Here is a 15,210-nt window from a genome sequence, read left to right as displayed (position 1 = left end):
ACGGCCTCGTTTTGTGTCCGCCATCATCCCCGGTCTGTCTCCGTCCGTTTGCCGCCTGATCGACAAGACATCCCAATCCGGCGCGAAGGGTCCGCATCTGCACGCCGAATCAATGCTTTAAAAGATACTTGTTTCCAGAATCGTCGGGAAGGGATGCGCCCAAAAAAGAAGCTGCGCGCCTTGTCAAGCGCGCAGCCCCTAGATGTTGTGGATAACCTGGGTAAGGATCAGTACCTGTAGTGCTCGGCCTTGAACGGACCCTGGGTCGTCACGCCGATATAGCCGGCCTGTTCTTCGGAGAGCTCCGTCAGGCGCGCACCGAGCTTGGCGAGGTGCAGGCGCGCGACCTTCTCGTCGAGCTGCTTGGGCAGAACGTAGACTTCGTTCTGGTAGGCGTCGCCCTTGGTGAAGAGCTCGATCTGGGCGAGAACCTGGTTGGAGAACGAGGCGGACATCACGAAGGACGGGTGGCCGGTGGCGTTGCCGAGGTTGAGCAGGCGTCCCTCGGACAGCAGGATCATGCGGTTGCCCTTCGGGAACTCGATCATGTCGACCTGCGGCTTGATGTTCGTCCACTTGAAATTGCGGAGCGACGCGACCTGGATCTCGTTGTCGAAGTGGCCGATATTGCCGACGATCGCCATGTCCTTCATCTCGCGCATATGGTCGACGCGGATGACGTCCTTGTTGCCGGTGGTTGTGATGAAGATGTCGGCGGTGGAGACGACGTCTTCGAGCTGCACGACTTCAAAACCGTCCATGGCGGCCTGGAGGGCGCAGATCGGGTCGATCTCCGTCACCTTGACGCGGGCGCCGGCGCCCTTCAGCGATGCAGCCGAACCCTTGCCGACGTCGCCATAGCCGCAGACGACGGCAACCTTGCCGGCCATCATCACGTCGGTGCCGCGGCGGATGCCGTCGACCAGCGATTCCTTGCAGCCGTACTTGTTGTCGAACTTCGACTTGGTGACACTATCGTTGACGTTGATCGCCGGGAAGGGCAGCAGGCCCTTCTGCTGGAGCTGGTAGAGACGGTTGACGCCGGTGGTGGTCTCTTCCGTCACGCCCTGGATGGCGTCGCGCTGCTTGGTGAACCAGCCCGGGGAAGCGGCGAGGCGCTTCTTGATCTGTGCGAAGAGGATCTCTTCTTCTTCCGAGCCCGGGTTGACCAGAATGTTCTCGCCGGCTTCGGCGCGGGCGCCGAGCAGGATGTACATGGTGGCGTCGCCGCCATCGTCGAGGATCATGTTGGAAAGACCGCCATCGGCCCACTGGAAGATCTTGTCGGTGTATTCCCAGTATTCGGTGAGGGTTTCACCCTTCACGGCATAGACCGGGATGCCGGCGGCGGCGATCGCGGCAGCGGCGTGGTCCTGCGTGGAGAAGATGTTGCACGAGGCCCAGCGGACATCGGCGCCGAGCGCGACCAGCGTCTCGATGAGTACGGCGGTCTGGATGGTCATGTGCAGCGAGCCGGTGATGCGCGCGCCCTTGAGCGGCTTGGCAGTGCCGAACTCTTCGCGGCACGCCATCAGGCCTGGCATTTCGGTCTCGGCGATCTGAATTTCCTTGCGGCCGAAATCGGCAAGCGCGATGTCGGCGACGTGGTAGTCCTTCGTGGTGGTCATGGGGTCTCCAGCCTTTTGGCACGTGCAGCAACGAAATTGCCTGCGCCCGTGCGTGGAACGAACAGATACTATTCGTGATGGCGCTTCCTATCAGGAAATGCCGGCTGGAGCAACAGGATATAAAGAAGTCTTTATATCCTTATGTCGGCGCTTGGTTTACATTTCTTCGCCGAAACGATCGGCCACCAGCGCGTCGAGGGCGTCGAGCACCTCGCGTGCCTGGACGCCGACCGCCGTCACCAACACGGAACAGCCGGGGCTGGCGGCTAGCATCATCAGGCCCATGATCGATGTGCCGCCCACCGTCATTCCGTCCTTGGAGACGGTGACTTCGGCGTCGTAGCCATCGACTGTCTGGACGAATTTCGCTGAGGCGCGGGCATGGAGACCGCGCTTGTTGATGATGAGAAGCTCTTTCGAGACGGTCATGGACGGCGGAAAACCCTATTTGCCACTGAGCACGCGGCTTGCCACGTTGATATATTTGCGGCCGGCCTCGGAGGCGTCGATCAGCGCCTTCTCCATATTGTTCTCACCGCGAATGCCGGCGAGCTTGATCAGCATGGGAAGGTTGACGCCGGCAATCACCTCGATTCCGTTGCCGTTCATCACGGAAATGGCGAGGTTGGACGGCGTGCCGCCGAACATGTCAGTGAGGATGATGACCCCATTGCCCTGGTCGGCAAGCATCACCGCCTCCAGGATATCCTGGCGACGCTGGTCCATGTCGTCCTCGGGGCCGATGCAGACGGTCTCGATTGCCTTTTGCGGACCAACGACATGCTCAAGGGCGTGCCGGAATTCTTCCGCCAGCTTGCCATGGGTGACAAGCACCAGTCCGATCATCAGCAGTCGCTCCAGTTTCCCAACTCAAACGGACGGCGGAATACCGCAACGCAACAATTCCGTCCACCGTTGGGGTGGCCATCATGTCAATGAAAAGACCAAGTGCAAGTCCAAAATGCCCGATTTCGTGTTTTCTCGGGGCTTTTGCGGTCAACTCTCCAGGATTTCCGGGTGAATTGCGATCAAGGTCGAAAAAGCACTCACGCTAGGGAAGAGCGGTAGCCGTGTGAGGGGCAGGAGGAGCGACGGCAGAACCGTGACGGTTTCCCCTTCCGGCGGCAGGCGCTCGGTAAATGGCGGCTCCATCGGGCGTATCGCCCGGATGAGAACGGCCGCCTCTATCGTCTTTACCGCGACGATGCCGGCCCCGCGGACCTCCGCCAGACCCGCAATGCTTTCTGGCGCACGGGCGATGAGCCGGCCGTTCGTTTCGGAAACGAAAACCTGGTCGTCGCTGACAAGGGCGGCGAAGAGGCCGCGGGCGCGGGCCTCGCCGATGCAGTGGAGCGCGACCGCACTCTTGCCCGTGCCGGAGGGGCCGATGAACAGAAAGCCGCGTGTGCCGATCACGATCGCCGTCCCGTGCACGTTGGCGGGGGTGGTCATTTTTGCGTCCCGGTCGGCAACGACAGTGTGAAGCGTGCGCCCGCCAGTTCGCCGGTCGCCTTGTCGACGACGTTGTCGGCCTTCAGCGTGCCGCCATGGGCTTCGGCGATCTGCCGCGAGATGGAGAGGCCGAGGCCGGAATTCTGGCCGAAATCCTCGGTGGCCGGGCGGTCTGTGTAGAAGCGCTCGAAGATGCGGTCGATGTTTTCCGCCTGGATGCCGGGGCCGTTGTCCTCAATCTGGATGATGCAGCGGTCGTTCCGCCCGCGCGACAGGCGCACGACGATACGCCCGCCGGGATCCGGCACGAAGGAGCGGGCGTTCTCGATGAGGTTCGTGACGATCTGGCCGATGCGCAGCTCGTAGCCGGATATCTCGAACTTCGCCTTCGGATTGTCCTTGCGGTCCACCACGAAATCGAGGGTCACCGGCTTCTTGCGCGTGTTGACCTGCCGCGAGATGTCGATGAGGTCGCCGAGCAGTTTCTCGAGATCGACAGTGCGGGCATCGCTGCGGGCAAGCTCGGCATCGAGGCGGGAGGCATCGGAGATATCGCTGATCAGGCGGTCGAGACGGCGAACGTCATGCTGGATGATGTCGAGCAGCCGCTTTTTCGATTCATCCGTGCGCGCCAGCGGCAGCGTCTCGACGGCGCTGCGCAGCGAGGTCAGCGGGTTCTTCAGCTCGTGGCTGACATCGGCGGCAAAGCTCTCGATCGCGTCGATGCGGTCGTAGAGCGCGTTCGTCATCTGGCGAAGCGCAATCGAAAGGTTTCCGATCTCGTCCTGGCGTGCCGAGAAATCGGGGATCTCCTCGCGCTCCTTGGCGCCGCGCCGCACGCGGATCGCCGCCGCCGAAAGCCGGCGCAGCGGGTTGGCGATGGTGCTGGAAAGCAGCAGCGACAGCGCGATGTTGACGAGGCCGGCAACGCCCGCAACACGCATGATGGCGAGACGCTCGGCATGCACGATCTTGTCGATGTCCCCTGCCTGGGTCGAGAGCAGCAGCACGCCGAGCACCGCGCGAAACCGCTGCACGGGCACGGCGACCGAGACGATCAGCTCGCCCTTGTCGTTGACGCGCACAACCGCGCCGCGCACGCCGGTCAGCGCATTCATCACTTCCGGATAGATCGAGCCGTCACCGCCGGGCGCTTCCTTGTATTGCGGCAGGTTGCTCGGCTGCAGGATGCGATTGAACCAGACGTTCATGCGCTCGATGAGGCTGGTGCTTTCCGGTTCCACCGGCGGCAGATCGAAGCGCAGCACCTGGCCCTGCGTATAGAGATGCCGCGAATCGAGCAGCAGGTTGGCGTCCGTGTCGTAGATGCGCGCACGGGTGCGTGTCGGCGAGATCAGCCGCCGGAGGACCGGCGCTACGCGCTCCGGATTGATCGGGAATTCGAGGTCCTCGTCGTTCGGCAGCGGTGTGATGCTCTGGCCGGCCTGCAGCTCCAGCAGCTTTTCCGGGTCGATGGTGATCGAGTTGGTATCGACGGAAGCGGAAGCGGAGATCGCCCCGGCGATGATTTCGCCCTGGGTCAGGAGGCTCTCGACGCGCGCGTCGATCAGGCCCTCGCGGAACTGGTTGAGATAGAGGATGCCGGCGACGAGCACGACGAGCGCGACGAGGTTGAAGAACAGGATACGGCGCGTCAGGCTCGAAAAGACGGCATTGCCGAAGATGCGGCGGGCCAGCGTGAAGGGATGGGTCCAGCGGCGGCGCAGGGAGCGCGGCGCTGGGCGGCCCTCGACGTCTTCCCCATCCTTTTCCGGCGCTGTCTGCAACAAGCGGGTCTATCCTTCATGCGGCGCAACGCCGCTGACCGCGGCATGCCATCGCCGCCGCGGTCCATGCAAGCGAAATCGCGTCTCAGGCCATCTCGCGGAAACGATAACCGACGCCATAGAGCGTTTCGATCATGTCGAAGTCGGTATCGACCATCTTGAACTTCTTGCGAAGGCGCTTGATGTGGCTGTCGATGGTGCGGTCGTCGACATAGACCTGCTCGTCATAGGCCGCATCCATCAGCGAATCGCGGCTTTTGACGACGCCCGGGCGCTGCGCCAGCGAGTGGAGGATGAGGAACTCGGTGACGGTGAGCGTGACAGGCTCGCCCTTCCAGGTGCAGGTGTGGCGCTCCTGGTCCATGACGAGCTGGCCGCGCTCCAGCGAGCGGGCCGCAATCTCGCCGGCCTTTGCCGCGCTGCCGGCAGCACCCGCGGAGGCTGCGGCCTCGCGGCTCGACGCCCGGCGCAGGATCGCCTTGACGCGCTCCACCAGGAGGCGCTGCGAGAACGGCTTGGTGATGAAATCGTCCGCGCCCATCTTCAGCCCGAACAGCTCGTCGATCTCCTCGTCCTTCGAGGTGAGGAAGATGACGGGGATGTCGGATTTCTGGCGCAGCCGGCGCAAGAGCTCCATGCCGTCCATGCGCGGCATCTTGATGTCGAAAATCGCCAGATGCGGCGGTCGGGCAAGAAGGCCGTCGAGTGCCGAGGCGCCGTCCGTATAGGTCTCGACCTTGTAGCCTTCTGCCTCCAGAGCGATCGACACGGATGTCAGAATATTCCGGTCGTCGTCAACGAGTGCGATCGTCTGCATCCTGCTAGTCTCCATATTCATCGGCGCCTTTCCCGACCTCGGATCGTTTCCTGTCCTGGATCTGATGCGCCTTCCTGGGGGTAAAGGTGGAACAAATTGTGGCGAAGATAAAGGGAGACGTTTCGGGGGTGTCGGCCAAGTCATTTTTAAATCGATTATTCAAACGATTAAAAAAGTAACATAATTCTTTAAATCGATTAATTAATTGATATCATTGCCTAATTTCTATTTTCCTCTTGTCTTTGTGACAGCTGCGCATTAGGTTCCGGCAAAATTCACACCAGTCTTGTCGCCTTGGAGGAAAACTGGACCATGCAGGAACTTGGCGTTCGCAACCCCGCTCAGGGGCTCACCGCGATGGGTATCCACACCAACGGCACGGTCCGGTACAACTTTGCTGCTGAGGCTCTCTATGAAGAGGCCCTCGGTCGTGGCGAAGCGGTCAAGACCGCCCATGGCGCCCTTCGCGCCCTCACCGGCCAGCACACCGGCCGTTCGCCCAAGGACAAGTTCGTCGTGCGCGACGAAAACACCGAAGGCGCCATCTGGTGGGACAACAACAAGGCCGTCTCGCGCGAGCATTTCGACGTGCTGCACGCCGACATGCTGGCCCATGCCGCCGATCGCGACCTTTTTGTGCAGGATCTCGTCGGCGGTGCCGATGCCGACTACGCCCTGCCGACCCGCGTCGTCACGGAACTCGCCTGGCACTCGCTGTTCATCCGCAACCTGCTCATCCGCCCGGAAGAGAAGGACCTTGCGGCCTTTGCCCCGAAGCTGACGATCATCGACCTGCCGACCTTCAAGGCTGATGTCGAGCGCCACGGCGCCCGCACGGAAACCATGATCGCCTGTGACCTGACCCGCGGCATCGTGCTCATTGCCGGCACCTTCTACGCCGGCGAGATGAAGAAGTCGGTCTTCACCGTTCTGAACTGGCTGCTGCCGTCGGAAAAGGTCATGCCGATGCACTGCTCGGCCAATGTCGGCCCGGATGGTGACGCTGCCGTGTTCTTCGGCCTGTCGGGTACCGGCAAGACGACGCTGTCGGCCGACCCGACCCGTACGCTGATCGGCGATGACGAGCATGGCTGGGGCGAAAACGGCATCTTCAACTTCGAAGGCGGCTGCTACGCCAAGGCGATCCGCCTTTCGGCCGAAGCCGAGCCGGAAATCTACGCGACGACGCAGCGTTTCGGTTCCGTCCTCGAGAACGTCGTGCTCGACGCGACCGGCGTGCCTGATTTCAACGACGGCTCGCTGACGGAGAACACCCGCTGCGCCTATCCGCTGGATTTCATCCCGAATGCCAGCAAGACCGGTCGCGCACCGCATCCGAAGACGATCATCATGCTGACGGCCGATGCCTTCGGCGTCATGCCGCCGATCGCCAAGCTGACGCCGGATCAGGCCATGTACCACTTCCTCTCCGGCTACACCGCCAAGGTCGCCGGCACCGAGCGTGGCGTGACCGAGCCGGAAGCCACCTTCTCGACCTGCTTCGGTGCCCCCTTCATGCCGCGCCACCCGACGGTCTACGGCAATCTCCTGAAGGAGCTCATCGCCGAGCACGGCGTCGATTGCTGGCTGGTCAACACCGGCTGGACGGGCGGCGCCTACGGCGAAGGCCGTCGCATGCCGATCAAGGCGACGCGCACCCTGCTCGCCAGCGCGCTCGACGGCTCTCTGAAGGACGCGCTGTTCCGCCGCGACGACAATTTCGGCTTCCAGGTGCCCGTTTCGGTGCCGGGTGTGGACACGAAGATTCTCGACCCGCGTTCGACCTGGGCCAATGGCGCTGCCTATGACAAGCAGGCCCAGAAGCTCGTCGACATGTTCATCGCGAACTTCGAAAAGTTCGAGGACCATGTCGATGGCGGCGTGCGCGATGCCGCGCCGGGCCTGAAAGTTGCCGCCGAATAAGGCTTTTTGGCAATGATTCACGTGAAACCCGGCCCCTGCGGCCGGGTTTTTCGTCGGTATTTTCCTTTCCGGCGGCAGCTTCCCGTTTCGCCCGGTGCCGGTTAAAACGGCCGGGAAAGGAATTTCCATGGCAAGCGCGCCCCTCTACATCAAGAGTTCGATCACGATTGCCGGCTGGGAACTGACCGAGCAGTTCGTGCTGGCCGGCGGCCCGGGCGGGCAGAACGTCAACAAGGTCTCGACGGCTGTGCAGCTCTTCTTCGACCTGCGCAACTCGCCCTCGCTGAACGACCGGGTGAAGGCCAATGCGGAACGGCTCGCCGGCCGCAAGGTCTCCAAGGACGGCGTGCTGCTGATCGAGGCGAACCGCTTTCGCAGCCAGGAACGCAATCGCGAGGATGCGCGCGAGCGGCTGAAGGAGCTGATCCTCAAGGCGGCCGAACCGCCGCCGCCGGTGCGCAAGAAGACGAAGCCGACGAAAGGTTCGGTCGAACGCCGGCTCAAGGAAAAATCGGGCCGATCGGACGTCAAGCGCATGCGGGCCAAGCCCGGCGGTGAATGATTGCCGCAACTTGGCCGTTTAACAGTGAGAGTGAAACGAGAGCTTTCCTTTGCGGAAGGGCTCTGCTTAAGTTCGGAAAACCAGGCAAAAAAGACCAGGGAGGTAGCCATGGGTCTCTTCAGCTTTATCGAGAACGCCGGCAAGAAGCTCGGCATAGGCGACGACGAAGCGCCGGAGGCCGAGGCGGTCAAGAAGGAGCTCGATTCCTTCGATCTCGGCACGCAGAATGTCGAAGTCTCTGTGGAGGGTGACAAATGTGTGCTGAAGGGTGTCGTGGCCGACCAGACGGCCTTCGAAAAGGCCGTCATCGCCGTGGGCAATACGCTGGGGATTTCCAAGGTCGAGGCCGCCGATCTCAAGGTCGCACCGGCTGATTCCGGCCTGAAACTCGAAAAAATCGACCTGACGGAACTCCTGAAAGTCTCCGCGCCCGCCAATGACCCGACCCTTCACACGGTCAAGAAGGGCGACAATCTCTGGAAGATCGCAGAGGCTTATTACGGCAAGGGCAAGGGCGCCAAGCACACCTTGATCTTCGACGCCAACCGCCCGATGCTCTCCCACCCGGACAAGATCTATCCCGGCCAGGTGTTGCGCATTCCGGACCTGGCGGAAGCGTGAACCGTACGGACCGCGAGATCTGTCATGGCTGAGCGCGGCCTCGCCCCGGGGCTGCGCTACTTCCCCGACCATTTTGATCGCTCGGCCCAGGAGGCCCTGGTCGCCGCTATCAGGCAGATCGTGGCCGAGGCGCCGCTCTTCGTGCCGCGCATGCCGAAGACCGGCAAGCCGATGTCCGTGCGCATGACCAATTGCGGCTCGCTCGGCTGGGTGACGGACAGGGACGGCGGCTATCGTTACCAGCCGACCCATCCCGAGACCGGCCGCCCCTGGCCGGCCATTCCCGAGGCTCTTCTCGCCCTGTGGAACGCGGTATCCAGCTTCGGAAAGCCGCCGGAGGCCTGCCTCGTCAATTTCTATGATCCGGATGCCAAGATGGGCCTGCACCAGGATCGGGACGAGACTGAATTTGCAGCGCCTGTCGTGTCCGTTTCGCTTGGCGACCAGTGCCTGTTCCGCGTCGGCGGTGTTTCCCGCAGCGATCCGACACGGTCGTTCCGCCTCTCAAGCGGCGACGTTTTCGTGTTCGGCGGGGAAAGCCGGTTGATCTTTCACGGGGTTGACCGGATCTATCCCGGCACGTCGACGCTTTTGAAGAACGCCGGGCGCATCAATCTGACGCTCCGCCGGGTCAATCCATAGCCGGCTCAGAGCTTGCGCAGCGCCACCGTCTCGATGAGGTGGTTCTCGCCCTTCTGCAGGATGAGATCGGCGCGCGGGCGGGTCGGCAGGATGTTCTGGTGCAGGTTCTTCAGGTTGATGTTGCGCCAGAGATTTTCCGCGATCGTCAGTGCCTCGTCCTCGCTGATCGTCGCGTAACGGTGGAAGTAGGAATCGGGGTTGCGGAAGGCGGTTTCCCTAAGGCGCATGAAGCGATCCACGTACCAGGTGTGGATCAGCGTCTCCTCCGCGTCGATATAGATCGAGAAATCGAAGAAATCCGAGACCATCGGCACGATCTTGCCGTCGGCCGGCAGATTGCGTGACTGGAGCACGTTGATACCCTCGAAGATCAGGATATCCGGCCGGTCGATGGTGCGGAAGGCATTGGGCAGCACGTCATAGGTGAGGTGCGAATAGGTCGGTGCCTTGACGTCCTTCTTGCCGGCCTTGATGGCCGAGAGAAAGCGCAAGAGCGCGCCGATGTCGTAACTCTCCGGGAAACCCTTGCGCTCCATCAGGTTTTCGCGCTGGAGCACCGCGTTCGGATAGAGAAAACCGTCGGTCGTCACGAGATCGACCTTGGGGCTGGAAGGCCAGCGGGACAGCAGCTCCATCAGGATGCGGGCGGTGGTCGACTTGCCGACGGCGACCGAACCGGCAATGCCGATGACATAGGGGGTCTTGGCCTCGTCCGAGAGGCTGAGGAAGCGTTTGCGCTGCTCGAACAGGATCTGCGAGGATTCGACATGGGCCGAAAGCAGGCGCGACAGCGATAGGTAGATGCGTCGAACCTCGTCGAGGTCGATCGGGTCATTCAGCGAGCGCAGGCGCTGCACCTCGTCGGCGGTCAGCGTCAGCGGCGTGTCGGCCCGGAAGCGCGCCCACTCGTCTGCCGAAAAAAAGCGGTAGGGAGAATAGTCGCGGTTGCCGAAATCGTCCGGAATATCCGCCTGGTCCTTGTCGCGCACTGCCTGGATCATCAACTCTTCCGGCTGGCCTTCTCCACGAGGCCGGACTGGTTCGTCCGCCGCTCCAGCTCCTCCATGACATCTTGTAACGCGACGCCGCCGATTTTCAATACGACGATCAGATGATAGAGCAAATCGGCCGTTTCGCTCGTTAAAGCGGCCTTTTCGCCCTCAATCGCCGCGATAACCGTCTCGATCGCCTCTTCTCCGAGCTTCTTTGCCGCCTTTTGCTGCCCGGCGGCCACGAGCTTGGCCGTCCAGGATTCCGACGGATCGGCCTTGGCGCGGGCGTCGACGATGCGTTCGAGATCGGCAAGGGAAAAGTCGCCCATCGCTCTCTCCTCAGTCCAGCCGCATGGCAATGCCATGCTCGGCCATGTAGCGTTTCGCTTCGCCCACCGTATAGGTGCCGAAGTGGAAGATGGAGGCCGCCAGCACCGCCGTCGCATGGCCGTCGCGCACGCCCTCGACGAGATGGTCGAGCGTGCCGACGCCGCCCGAGGCGATGACCGGCACGGAGACGCGGTCGGCGATGGTGCGGGTCAGGGCGATGTCATAGCCGCCCTTCTGGCCGTCGCGGTCCATGGAGGTGAGCAGCAGCTCGCCCGCGCCGCGTTCCACCATCTTTTCGGCGAAGGCGACGGCGTCGATGCCGGTCGGCTTGCGGCCGCCATGGGTGAAGATTTCCCAGCGGTCTTCCTCGCCGTCCTGCGAAACCTTCTTCGAATCGATCGAGACGACGATGCACTGGTTGCCGAATTTGTCGGCCGCTTCCGCCACGAAATCCGGATTGGCGACGGCGGCCGAGTTGATCGAGACCTTGTCGGCGCCGGCAAGCAGCAGCTTGCGGATATCCGCCACCGCGCGCACGCCGCCGCCGACGGTGAGCGGCATGAAACAATGGTCGGCGGTGCGCGCCACGACGTCGAAGATCGTGTCGCGGTTGTCCGAGGAAGCGGTAATGTCGAGGAAGCAGAGTTCGTCGGCACCGGCCGCATCATAGGCTTTCGCCGATTCCACGGGATCGCCGGCATCGACCAGATTGACGAAGCTGACGCCCTTGACGACGCGGCCGTCCTTCACGTCGAGGCAGGGAATGACGCGTGCTTTGAGGGTCAAAGGACGGCCTCCTTCTTCTTGTTTTGCGCGTCCTCGCCGCTATGCGGCTGCGGGCGTCGCGGGCCGTCCTTCACGTCGAGGCAGGGAATGACGCGGGCCTTGAGGGTCATGCGGCTTCTCCTCGTATTATGGCCAGCGCCTCGGCGGGATCGATCCGCCCGTCGTAGAGCGCCCGGCCGGAAATCGCGCCCTCCAGCTTGCGGGCATCCGGCGCGACGAGGCGGCGGATGTCGTCCATCGAGGCAAGGCCGCCGGAGGCGATGACGGGAATGGAGACGGCGTCGGCGAGTTCCAGCGTCGAAGCCCAGTTGATGCCGGCCAGAATGCCGTCGCGGTCGATGTCCGTGTAGATGATCGCCGCAACGCCGGCGCCTTCGAATTTTTTGGCAAGCTCGATCACGCCGAGTTCGGAGGCTTCCGCCCAGCCCTCGACGGCGACCTTGCCGCCCTTGGCGTCGATGCCGACGGCGACCTTGCCGGGGAACTTTTTGCAGGCCTCGATGACGAGGGCGGGATCGCGCACGGCGACGGTGCCGAGGATGACGCGGGAGAGGCCGCGCGCCAGCCAGCTTTCGATATGATCCAGCGTGCGGATGCCACCGCCGAGCTGCACCGGATTCTTCGTCGCCTTGAGAATAGCATCGACGGCAGCACCGTTGACGCTCTCTCCGGCGAAGGCGCCGTTGAGGTCGACGACGTGCAGCCATTCAAAACCCTGGTCCTCAAAGGCTTTCGCCTGGGCGGCCGGGTCGGGATTGTAGACGGTGGCCTGGTCCATGTCGCCGAGCTTGAGGCGAACGCACTGGCCGTCTTTCAGGTCGATGGCGGGAAAGAGGATCATGTTACGGCTTCCAGCGCAGGAAATTGGTGATGAGGGCGAGGCCGAGCGACTGGCTCTTTTCCGGATGGAACTGCGCGCCGGCCTTGTTGCCGTCGGCGACGAAGGCGGTCATCGGGCCGCCGTAGCCGACGGTCGCGACCACGTCGTCGGGGTTTTCGGCCGCGAGGTGGTAGGAGTGCACGAAATAGGCGTGCAGCGTCTCCGGAATGCCCTCGAAGAGCGGATGCGCGTAGCGGCGGGTGAGCGTGTTCCAGCCGATCTGCGGAATTTTCAGCTCCGGATCGTCGGGCGTCATCCTGACGACATCGCCCCTGATCCAGCCGAGGCCTTCGGTGGTGGTCTTTTCGAGGCCGCGCGAGGACATGAGCTGCATGCCGACGCAGATGCCGAGGAAGGGACGGGCCTTCGCCTCGACGGTCTCGCGCAGCGCCTCGACCATGCCGGGCACGGCATCAAGGCCGCGGCGGCAATCGGCATAGGCGCCGACGCCGGGCAGCACGATGCGATCCGCGCTGGCGACGCGCTCGGCCTTGTCCGTCAGGTCGATTTCGGCATCGATGCCGGCTTCGCGCGCGGCGCGTTCGAAGGCTTTGGTGGCCGAGCGCAGGTTGCCCGAACCGTAGTCGATGATTGCAACGCGCATCTCAGCGTCCTTCCTTGAAACCGACGAGGCCGAGCATGGGAGCGTGCCGGCGCGGGGAGGTTTCGGCTGCCGGCAGGGAAACGGTGTGACGCGTCTCCGGTTCGCCGGTCCTGATGTCCATGTAGTAAATCTCTTCCGCCGTTGCACGGTCGTCTGCCGCTATGGCCGCGTCCACCGTCCAGCCCGCCCGGCGCAGGCCGGCGACGATCATCGTGGGGCCTTCAAGCGCGACGAGAAGATTGGTCGCAAGGCAGATGCCGAGGCCGGCAAGGCCGAAGACCGGATGCTCGGAAATGGCGGAGCCCAGCGCGGCGAGCGCGAAAACAAGGGCTGCGGCCAGCCACGCGCGATGCCACAGCAGCCAGAGGAACGGTACGAAGAACGCGATCCACGAAAAACGATCACGGATGATCCGGGCGTTCTCATCCTGGGATTTTGCACCCGGCGGTATCAGAAAGAGGAACGTGGCCATATCGACAGGCCTCCATCTATGCCCGGATTGTTCGTGCCTTTCTTCGAAATGCTCAAACAATCCAAGTGTTGGTTCTCACGCAATTCCGGACGCAAAACCGCTTCACACTTTTGCTGGAATTGCTTCAGGCCAGCGAACCCTTCGTCGAGGGAACGCGGCCCGCCTGGCGGGGATCGATCTCGGTCGCGGTGCGCAGCACACGCGCGACGGCCTTGAAGCACGTCTCCGAGATATGATGGTTGTTCGCGCCGTAGATGTTCTGGATATGCAGCGTGATGCCGGCGTGCTGGGCGAGCGCGTTGAAGAACTCGCGCACCAGCTCGGTGTCGAAGGTGCCGATCTTCGGGGCGGAGAAGGTGACGTTCCACACGAGGAACGGGCGGCCGGAAACATCGACGGCAGCGCGGGTCATCGTCTCGTCCATGGCGAGATCGAGCGAGGCGTAGCGCGTGATGCCGCGGCGGTCGCCGAGCGCCTTGGCGATGGCCTGACCGATAGCGATGCCGGTGTCTTCGACCGTGTGGTGGTCGTCGACATGCAGGTCCCCTTCGGTCTTGATGTCCATGTCGATGAGCGAATGGCGCGCGAGCTGGTCGAGCATATGATCGAAGAAACCGACGCCCGTCGAAATGGTCGACGTGCCGGTGCCGTCGATGTTGACGGTGACGGCGACGGAGGTCTCGTTCGTCTTGCGCGAAACGCTGGCGGTGCGGCTCATTGCGGTCTCCGGTAGAGTGTCGCCGCTCCTTAACAGGGCTCTTGGGAAAAGGCCAGTGTTTCGCAGGTTTTCGGTGCAGGGGGAAACGGCCCGCAGGTCGCCCATCGGGGTTTGAAACCAGTCCGGTCCGGAGAACCGCGCGAAAGCGTTGCCTCTGGAAGGGGTATATGGATGGCTTCGCTTTCGCGCGGCCCAAGACGTTCTTCGGAGGTGGTCTCATCCTCCTTCAGGCATGGCAGGCTTCGCTGCGCAGTGTGTTGGCGCATAGGCCTTGTCCGAAAACCGCGTTCCGCACTTTTCGGGGGCATGCGCCACCATCCTGCTTGCATGGCGGACCCAAACCGACCCCGCGACCCGGGGAAGGGGGAAGCTCCGCACACGGCGCTCACCCGCTGGCCTGATCCCTGAGAACGGGAAAGGCTGCGAGGCACCGTGGCGCTCCACGCCTCTTTCGCCCCCGCCGTACGTTTCGGCGGACATCGAAAGCGCCTCCTCCCGCCCGCATCGACACGTTACGCGATCCGTCCGGCGGCGAAAGGACGTTCAGGATAGGACGGGTTTTGGAGACGGGGAAAATCGGGGTGTAAAAAAGGGCAGAAGTGGGGATCGACGCCGGCGTGATCAGGCAGGTCGCCACATTGGGAAGCCGTTGCCACACCCTCCGTCATCCTCGGGCTTGACCCGAGGATCCATGTCACATCCTCCGGTGTGCCGTGAGGAGTGGATCTTCGGGTCAAGCCCGAGGATGACGGAGGAGGGGGGTAGGAGGGGCGTGCGGGTTGGGGAGAGCGATGCAAGCATGCCGGCATCGCCCGCCGCCACCTCACTTCTTCTTCGTTGCGCTCTCGCTGTTCTTCACCTGCGAGCCCAGAGTGGGTGCGGCTTTGGCTGCCACCTTGTCCTTCTTGGGTTTGCGCGTTTCCTTGTTGCTGCGAACCTGTCCTTTGGCCATTGCCGTAACCCCTTTTGTTGACGGGAGACCATAACCTGCTCATC

18 protein-coding genes are annotated in these 15,210 nt (G+C 62.9%); 4 read left to right on the top strand and 14 right to left on the bottom strand.

Annotated features, from left to right (window positions below):
* Positions 1–227 precede the first annotated feature (227 nt).
* The 6 genes from ahcY to EXZ48_RS21095 all read right to left on the bottom strand — a co-directional run bounded on the left by ahcY (position 228) and on the right by EXZ48_RS21095 (position 5,684).
* Positions 228–1,628 carry an adenosylhomocysteinase gene (ahcY, locus tag EXZ48_RS21120; RefSeq protein WP_130518056.1) on the bottom strand — a complete coding sequence of 467 codons (1,401 nt, stop codon included), beginning with the start codon at positions 1,626–1,628 and terminating at the stop codon, positions 228–230.
* A 156-nt stretch (positions 1,629–1,784) separates the two neighbouring features.
* Complete coding sequence (locus EXZ48_RS21115; RefSeq protein WP_023514719.1) at positions 1,785–2,057, bottom strand: HPr family phosphocarrier protein; 273 nt, start codon at positions 2,055–2,057, stop codon at positions 1,785–1,787.
* Between the two features lie 15 nt (positions 2,058–2,072).
* On the bottom strand, positions 2,073–2,474 hold the full coding sequence (locus tag EXZ48_RS21110; protein ID WP_023514720.1) for a PTS sugar transporter subunit IIA: 402 nt from the start codon (positions 2,472–2,474) through the stop codon (positions 2,073–2,075).
* Positions 2,475–2,624: 150 nt separating this feature from the next.
* Positions 2,625–3,080, bottom strand: coding sequence for an HPr kinase/phosphorylase (locus EXZ48_RS21105; RefSeq protein WP_130518054.1), 456 nt, complete (start codon positions 3,078–3,080; stop codon positions 2,625–2,627).
* Positions 3,077–4,807 carry a sensor histidine kinase gene (locus EXZ48_RS21100; RefSeq protein WP_245462248.1) on the bottom strand — a complete coding sequence of 577 codons (1,731 nt, stop codon included), beginning with the start codon at positions 4,805–4,807 and terminating at the stop codon, positions 3,077–3,079. The genes EXZ48_RS21105 and EXZ48_RS21100 overlap by 4 nt, the downstream gene beginning before the upstream one ends.
* 145 nt (positions 4,808–4,952) lie before the next feature.
* Positions 4,953–5,684, bottom strand: coding sequence for a response regulator transcription factor (locus EXZ48_RS21095; RefSeq protein WP_023514723.1), 732 nt, complete (start codon positions 5,682–5,684; stop codon positions 4,953–4,955).
* Between the two features lie 312 nt (positions 5,685–5,996).
* On the opposite strand from EXZ48_RS21095, the gene EXZ48_RS21090 reads away from it, so the two are divergent.
* The 4 genes from EXZ48_RS21090 to EXZ48_RS21075 all read left to right on the top strand — a co-directional run bounded on the left by EXZ48_RS21090 (position 5,997) and on the right by EXZ48_RS21075 (position 9,432).
* Complete coding sequence (locus tag EXZ48_RS21090; RefSeq protein WP_130518052.1) at positions 5,997–7,607, top strand: phosphoenolpyruvate carboxykinase; 1,611 nt, start codon at positions 5,997–5,999, stop codon at positions 7,605–7,607.
* A gap of 127 nt (positions 7,608–7,734) precedes the next feature.
* Complete coding sequence (gene arfB / locus EXZ48_RS21085) at positions 7,735–8,169, top strand: alternative ribosome rescue aminoacyl-tRNA hydrolase ArfB (RefSeq protein ID WP_050745390.1); 435 nt, start codon at positions 7,735–7,737, stop codon at positions 8,167–8,169.
* 108 nt (positions 8,170–8,277) lie between these two features.
* Positions 8,278–8,790, top strand: a complete 513-nt coding sequence (gene lysM, locus EXZ48_RS21080; RefSeq protein ID WP_130518050.1) for a peptidoglycan-binding protein LysM — start codon at positions 8,278–8,280, stop codon at positions 8,788–8,790.
* 24 nt (positions 8,791–8,814) lie between these two features.
* The gene (locus EXZ48_RS21075; RefSeq protein ID WP_130518048.1) at positions 8,815–9,432 is read left to right on the top strand and encodes an alpha-ketoglutarate-dependent dioxygenase AlkB; all 618 of its coding nucleotides are present in this window, start codon (positions 8,815–8,817) and stop codon (positions 9,430–9,432) included.
* A 5-nt stretch (positions 9,433–9,437) separates the two neighbouring features.
* On the opposite strand, the gene coaA is transcribed toward EXZ48_RS21075, so the two are convergent.
* The 8 genes from coaA to EXZ48_RS35800 form a co-directional block, all read right to left on the bottom strand.
* Positions 9,438–10,433, bottom strand: coding sequence for a type I pantothenate kinase (gene coaA, locus EXZ48_RS21070; protein ID WP_024271288.1), 996 nt, complete (start codon positions 10,431–10,433; stop codon positions 9,438–9,440).
* The gene (locus tag EXZ48_RS21065) at positions 10,433–10,753 is read right to left on the bottom strand and encodes a phosphoribosyl-ATP diphosphatase (RefSeq protein ID WP_130518046.1); all 321 of its coding nucleotides are present in this window, start codon (positions 10,751–10,753) and stop codon (positions 10,433–10,435) included. The genes coaA and EXZ48_RS21065 overlap by 1 nt, the downstream gene beginning before the upstream one ends.
* Before the next feature lie 10 nt (positions 10,754–10,763).
* A complete protein-coding gene (gene hisF / locus EXZ48_RS21060; RefSeq protein WP_023513684.1) occupies positions 10,764–11,540 on the bottom strand; it encodes an imidazole glycerol phosphate synthase subunit HisF in 777 nt (258 codons plus the stop codon).
* A gap of 106 nt (positions 11,541–11,646) precedes the next feature.
* A complete protein-coding gene (gene hisA / locus EXZ48_RS21055) occupies positions 11,647–12,381 on the bottom strand; it encodes a 1-(5-phosphoribosyl)-5-[(5-phosphoribosylamino)methylideneamino]imidazole-4-carboxamide isomerase (RefSeq protein WP_130518044.1) in 735 nt (244 codons plus the stop codon).
* A gap of 1 nt (position 12,382) precedes the next feature.
* Entirely contained in the window at positions 12,383–13,024 is a 642-nt protein-coding gene (gene hisH, locus EXZ48_RS21050; RefSeq protein WP_130518042.1) for an imidazole glycerol phosphate synthase subunit HisH, read from the bottom strand.
* A gap of 1 nt (position 13,025) precedes the next feature.
* Complete coding sequence (locus tag EXZ48_RS21045) at positions 13,026–13,496, bottom strand: DUF2628 domain-containing protein (protein ID WP_023513688.1); 471 nt, start codon at positions 13,494–13,496, stop codon at positions 13,026–13,028.
* Positions 13,497–13,620: 124 nt separating this feature from the next.
* Positions 13,621–14,214, bottom strand: coding sequence for an imidazoleglycerol-phosphate dehydratase HisB (gene hisB / locus EXZ48_RS21035; RefSeq protein WP_023513689.1), 594 nt, complete (start codon positions 14,212–14,214; stop codon positions 13,621–13,623).
* An 823-nt stretch (positions 14,215–15,037) separates the two neighbouring features.
* On the bottom strand, positions 15,038–15,166 hold the full coding sequence (locus tag EXZ48_RS35800) for a hypothetical protein (protein ID WP_023512670.1): 129 nt from the start codon (positions 15,164–15,166) through the stop codon (positions 15,038–15,040).
* Positions 15,167–15,210: the final 44 nt, after the last annotated feature.

The organism is Shinella sp. JR1-6, assembly GCF_004284735.1.
Lineage (GTDB): Bacteria > Pseudomonadota > Alphaproteobacteria > Rhizobiales > Rhizobiaceae > Shinella.
This window is presented reverse-complemented; position numbering and strand designations above follow the sequence as displayed.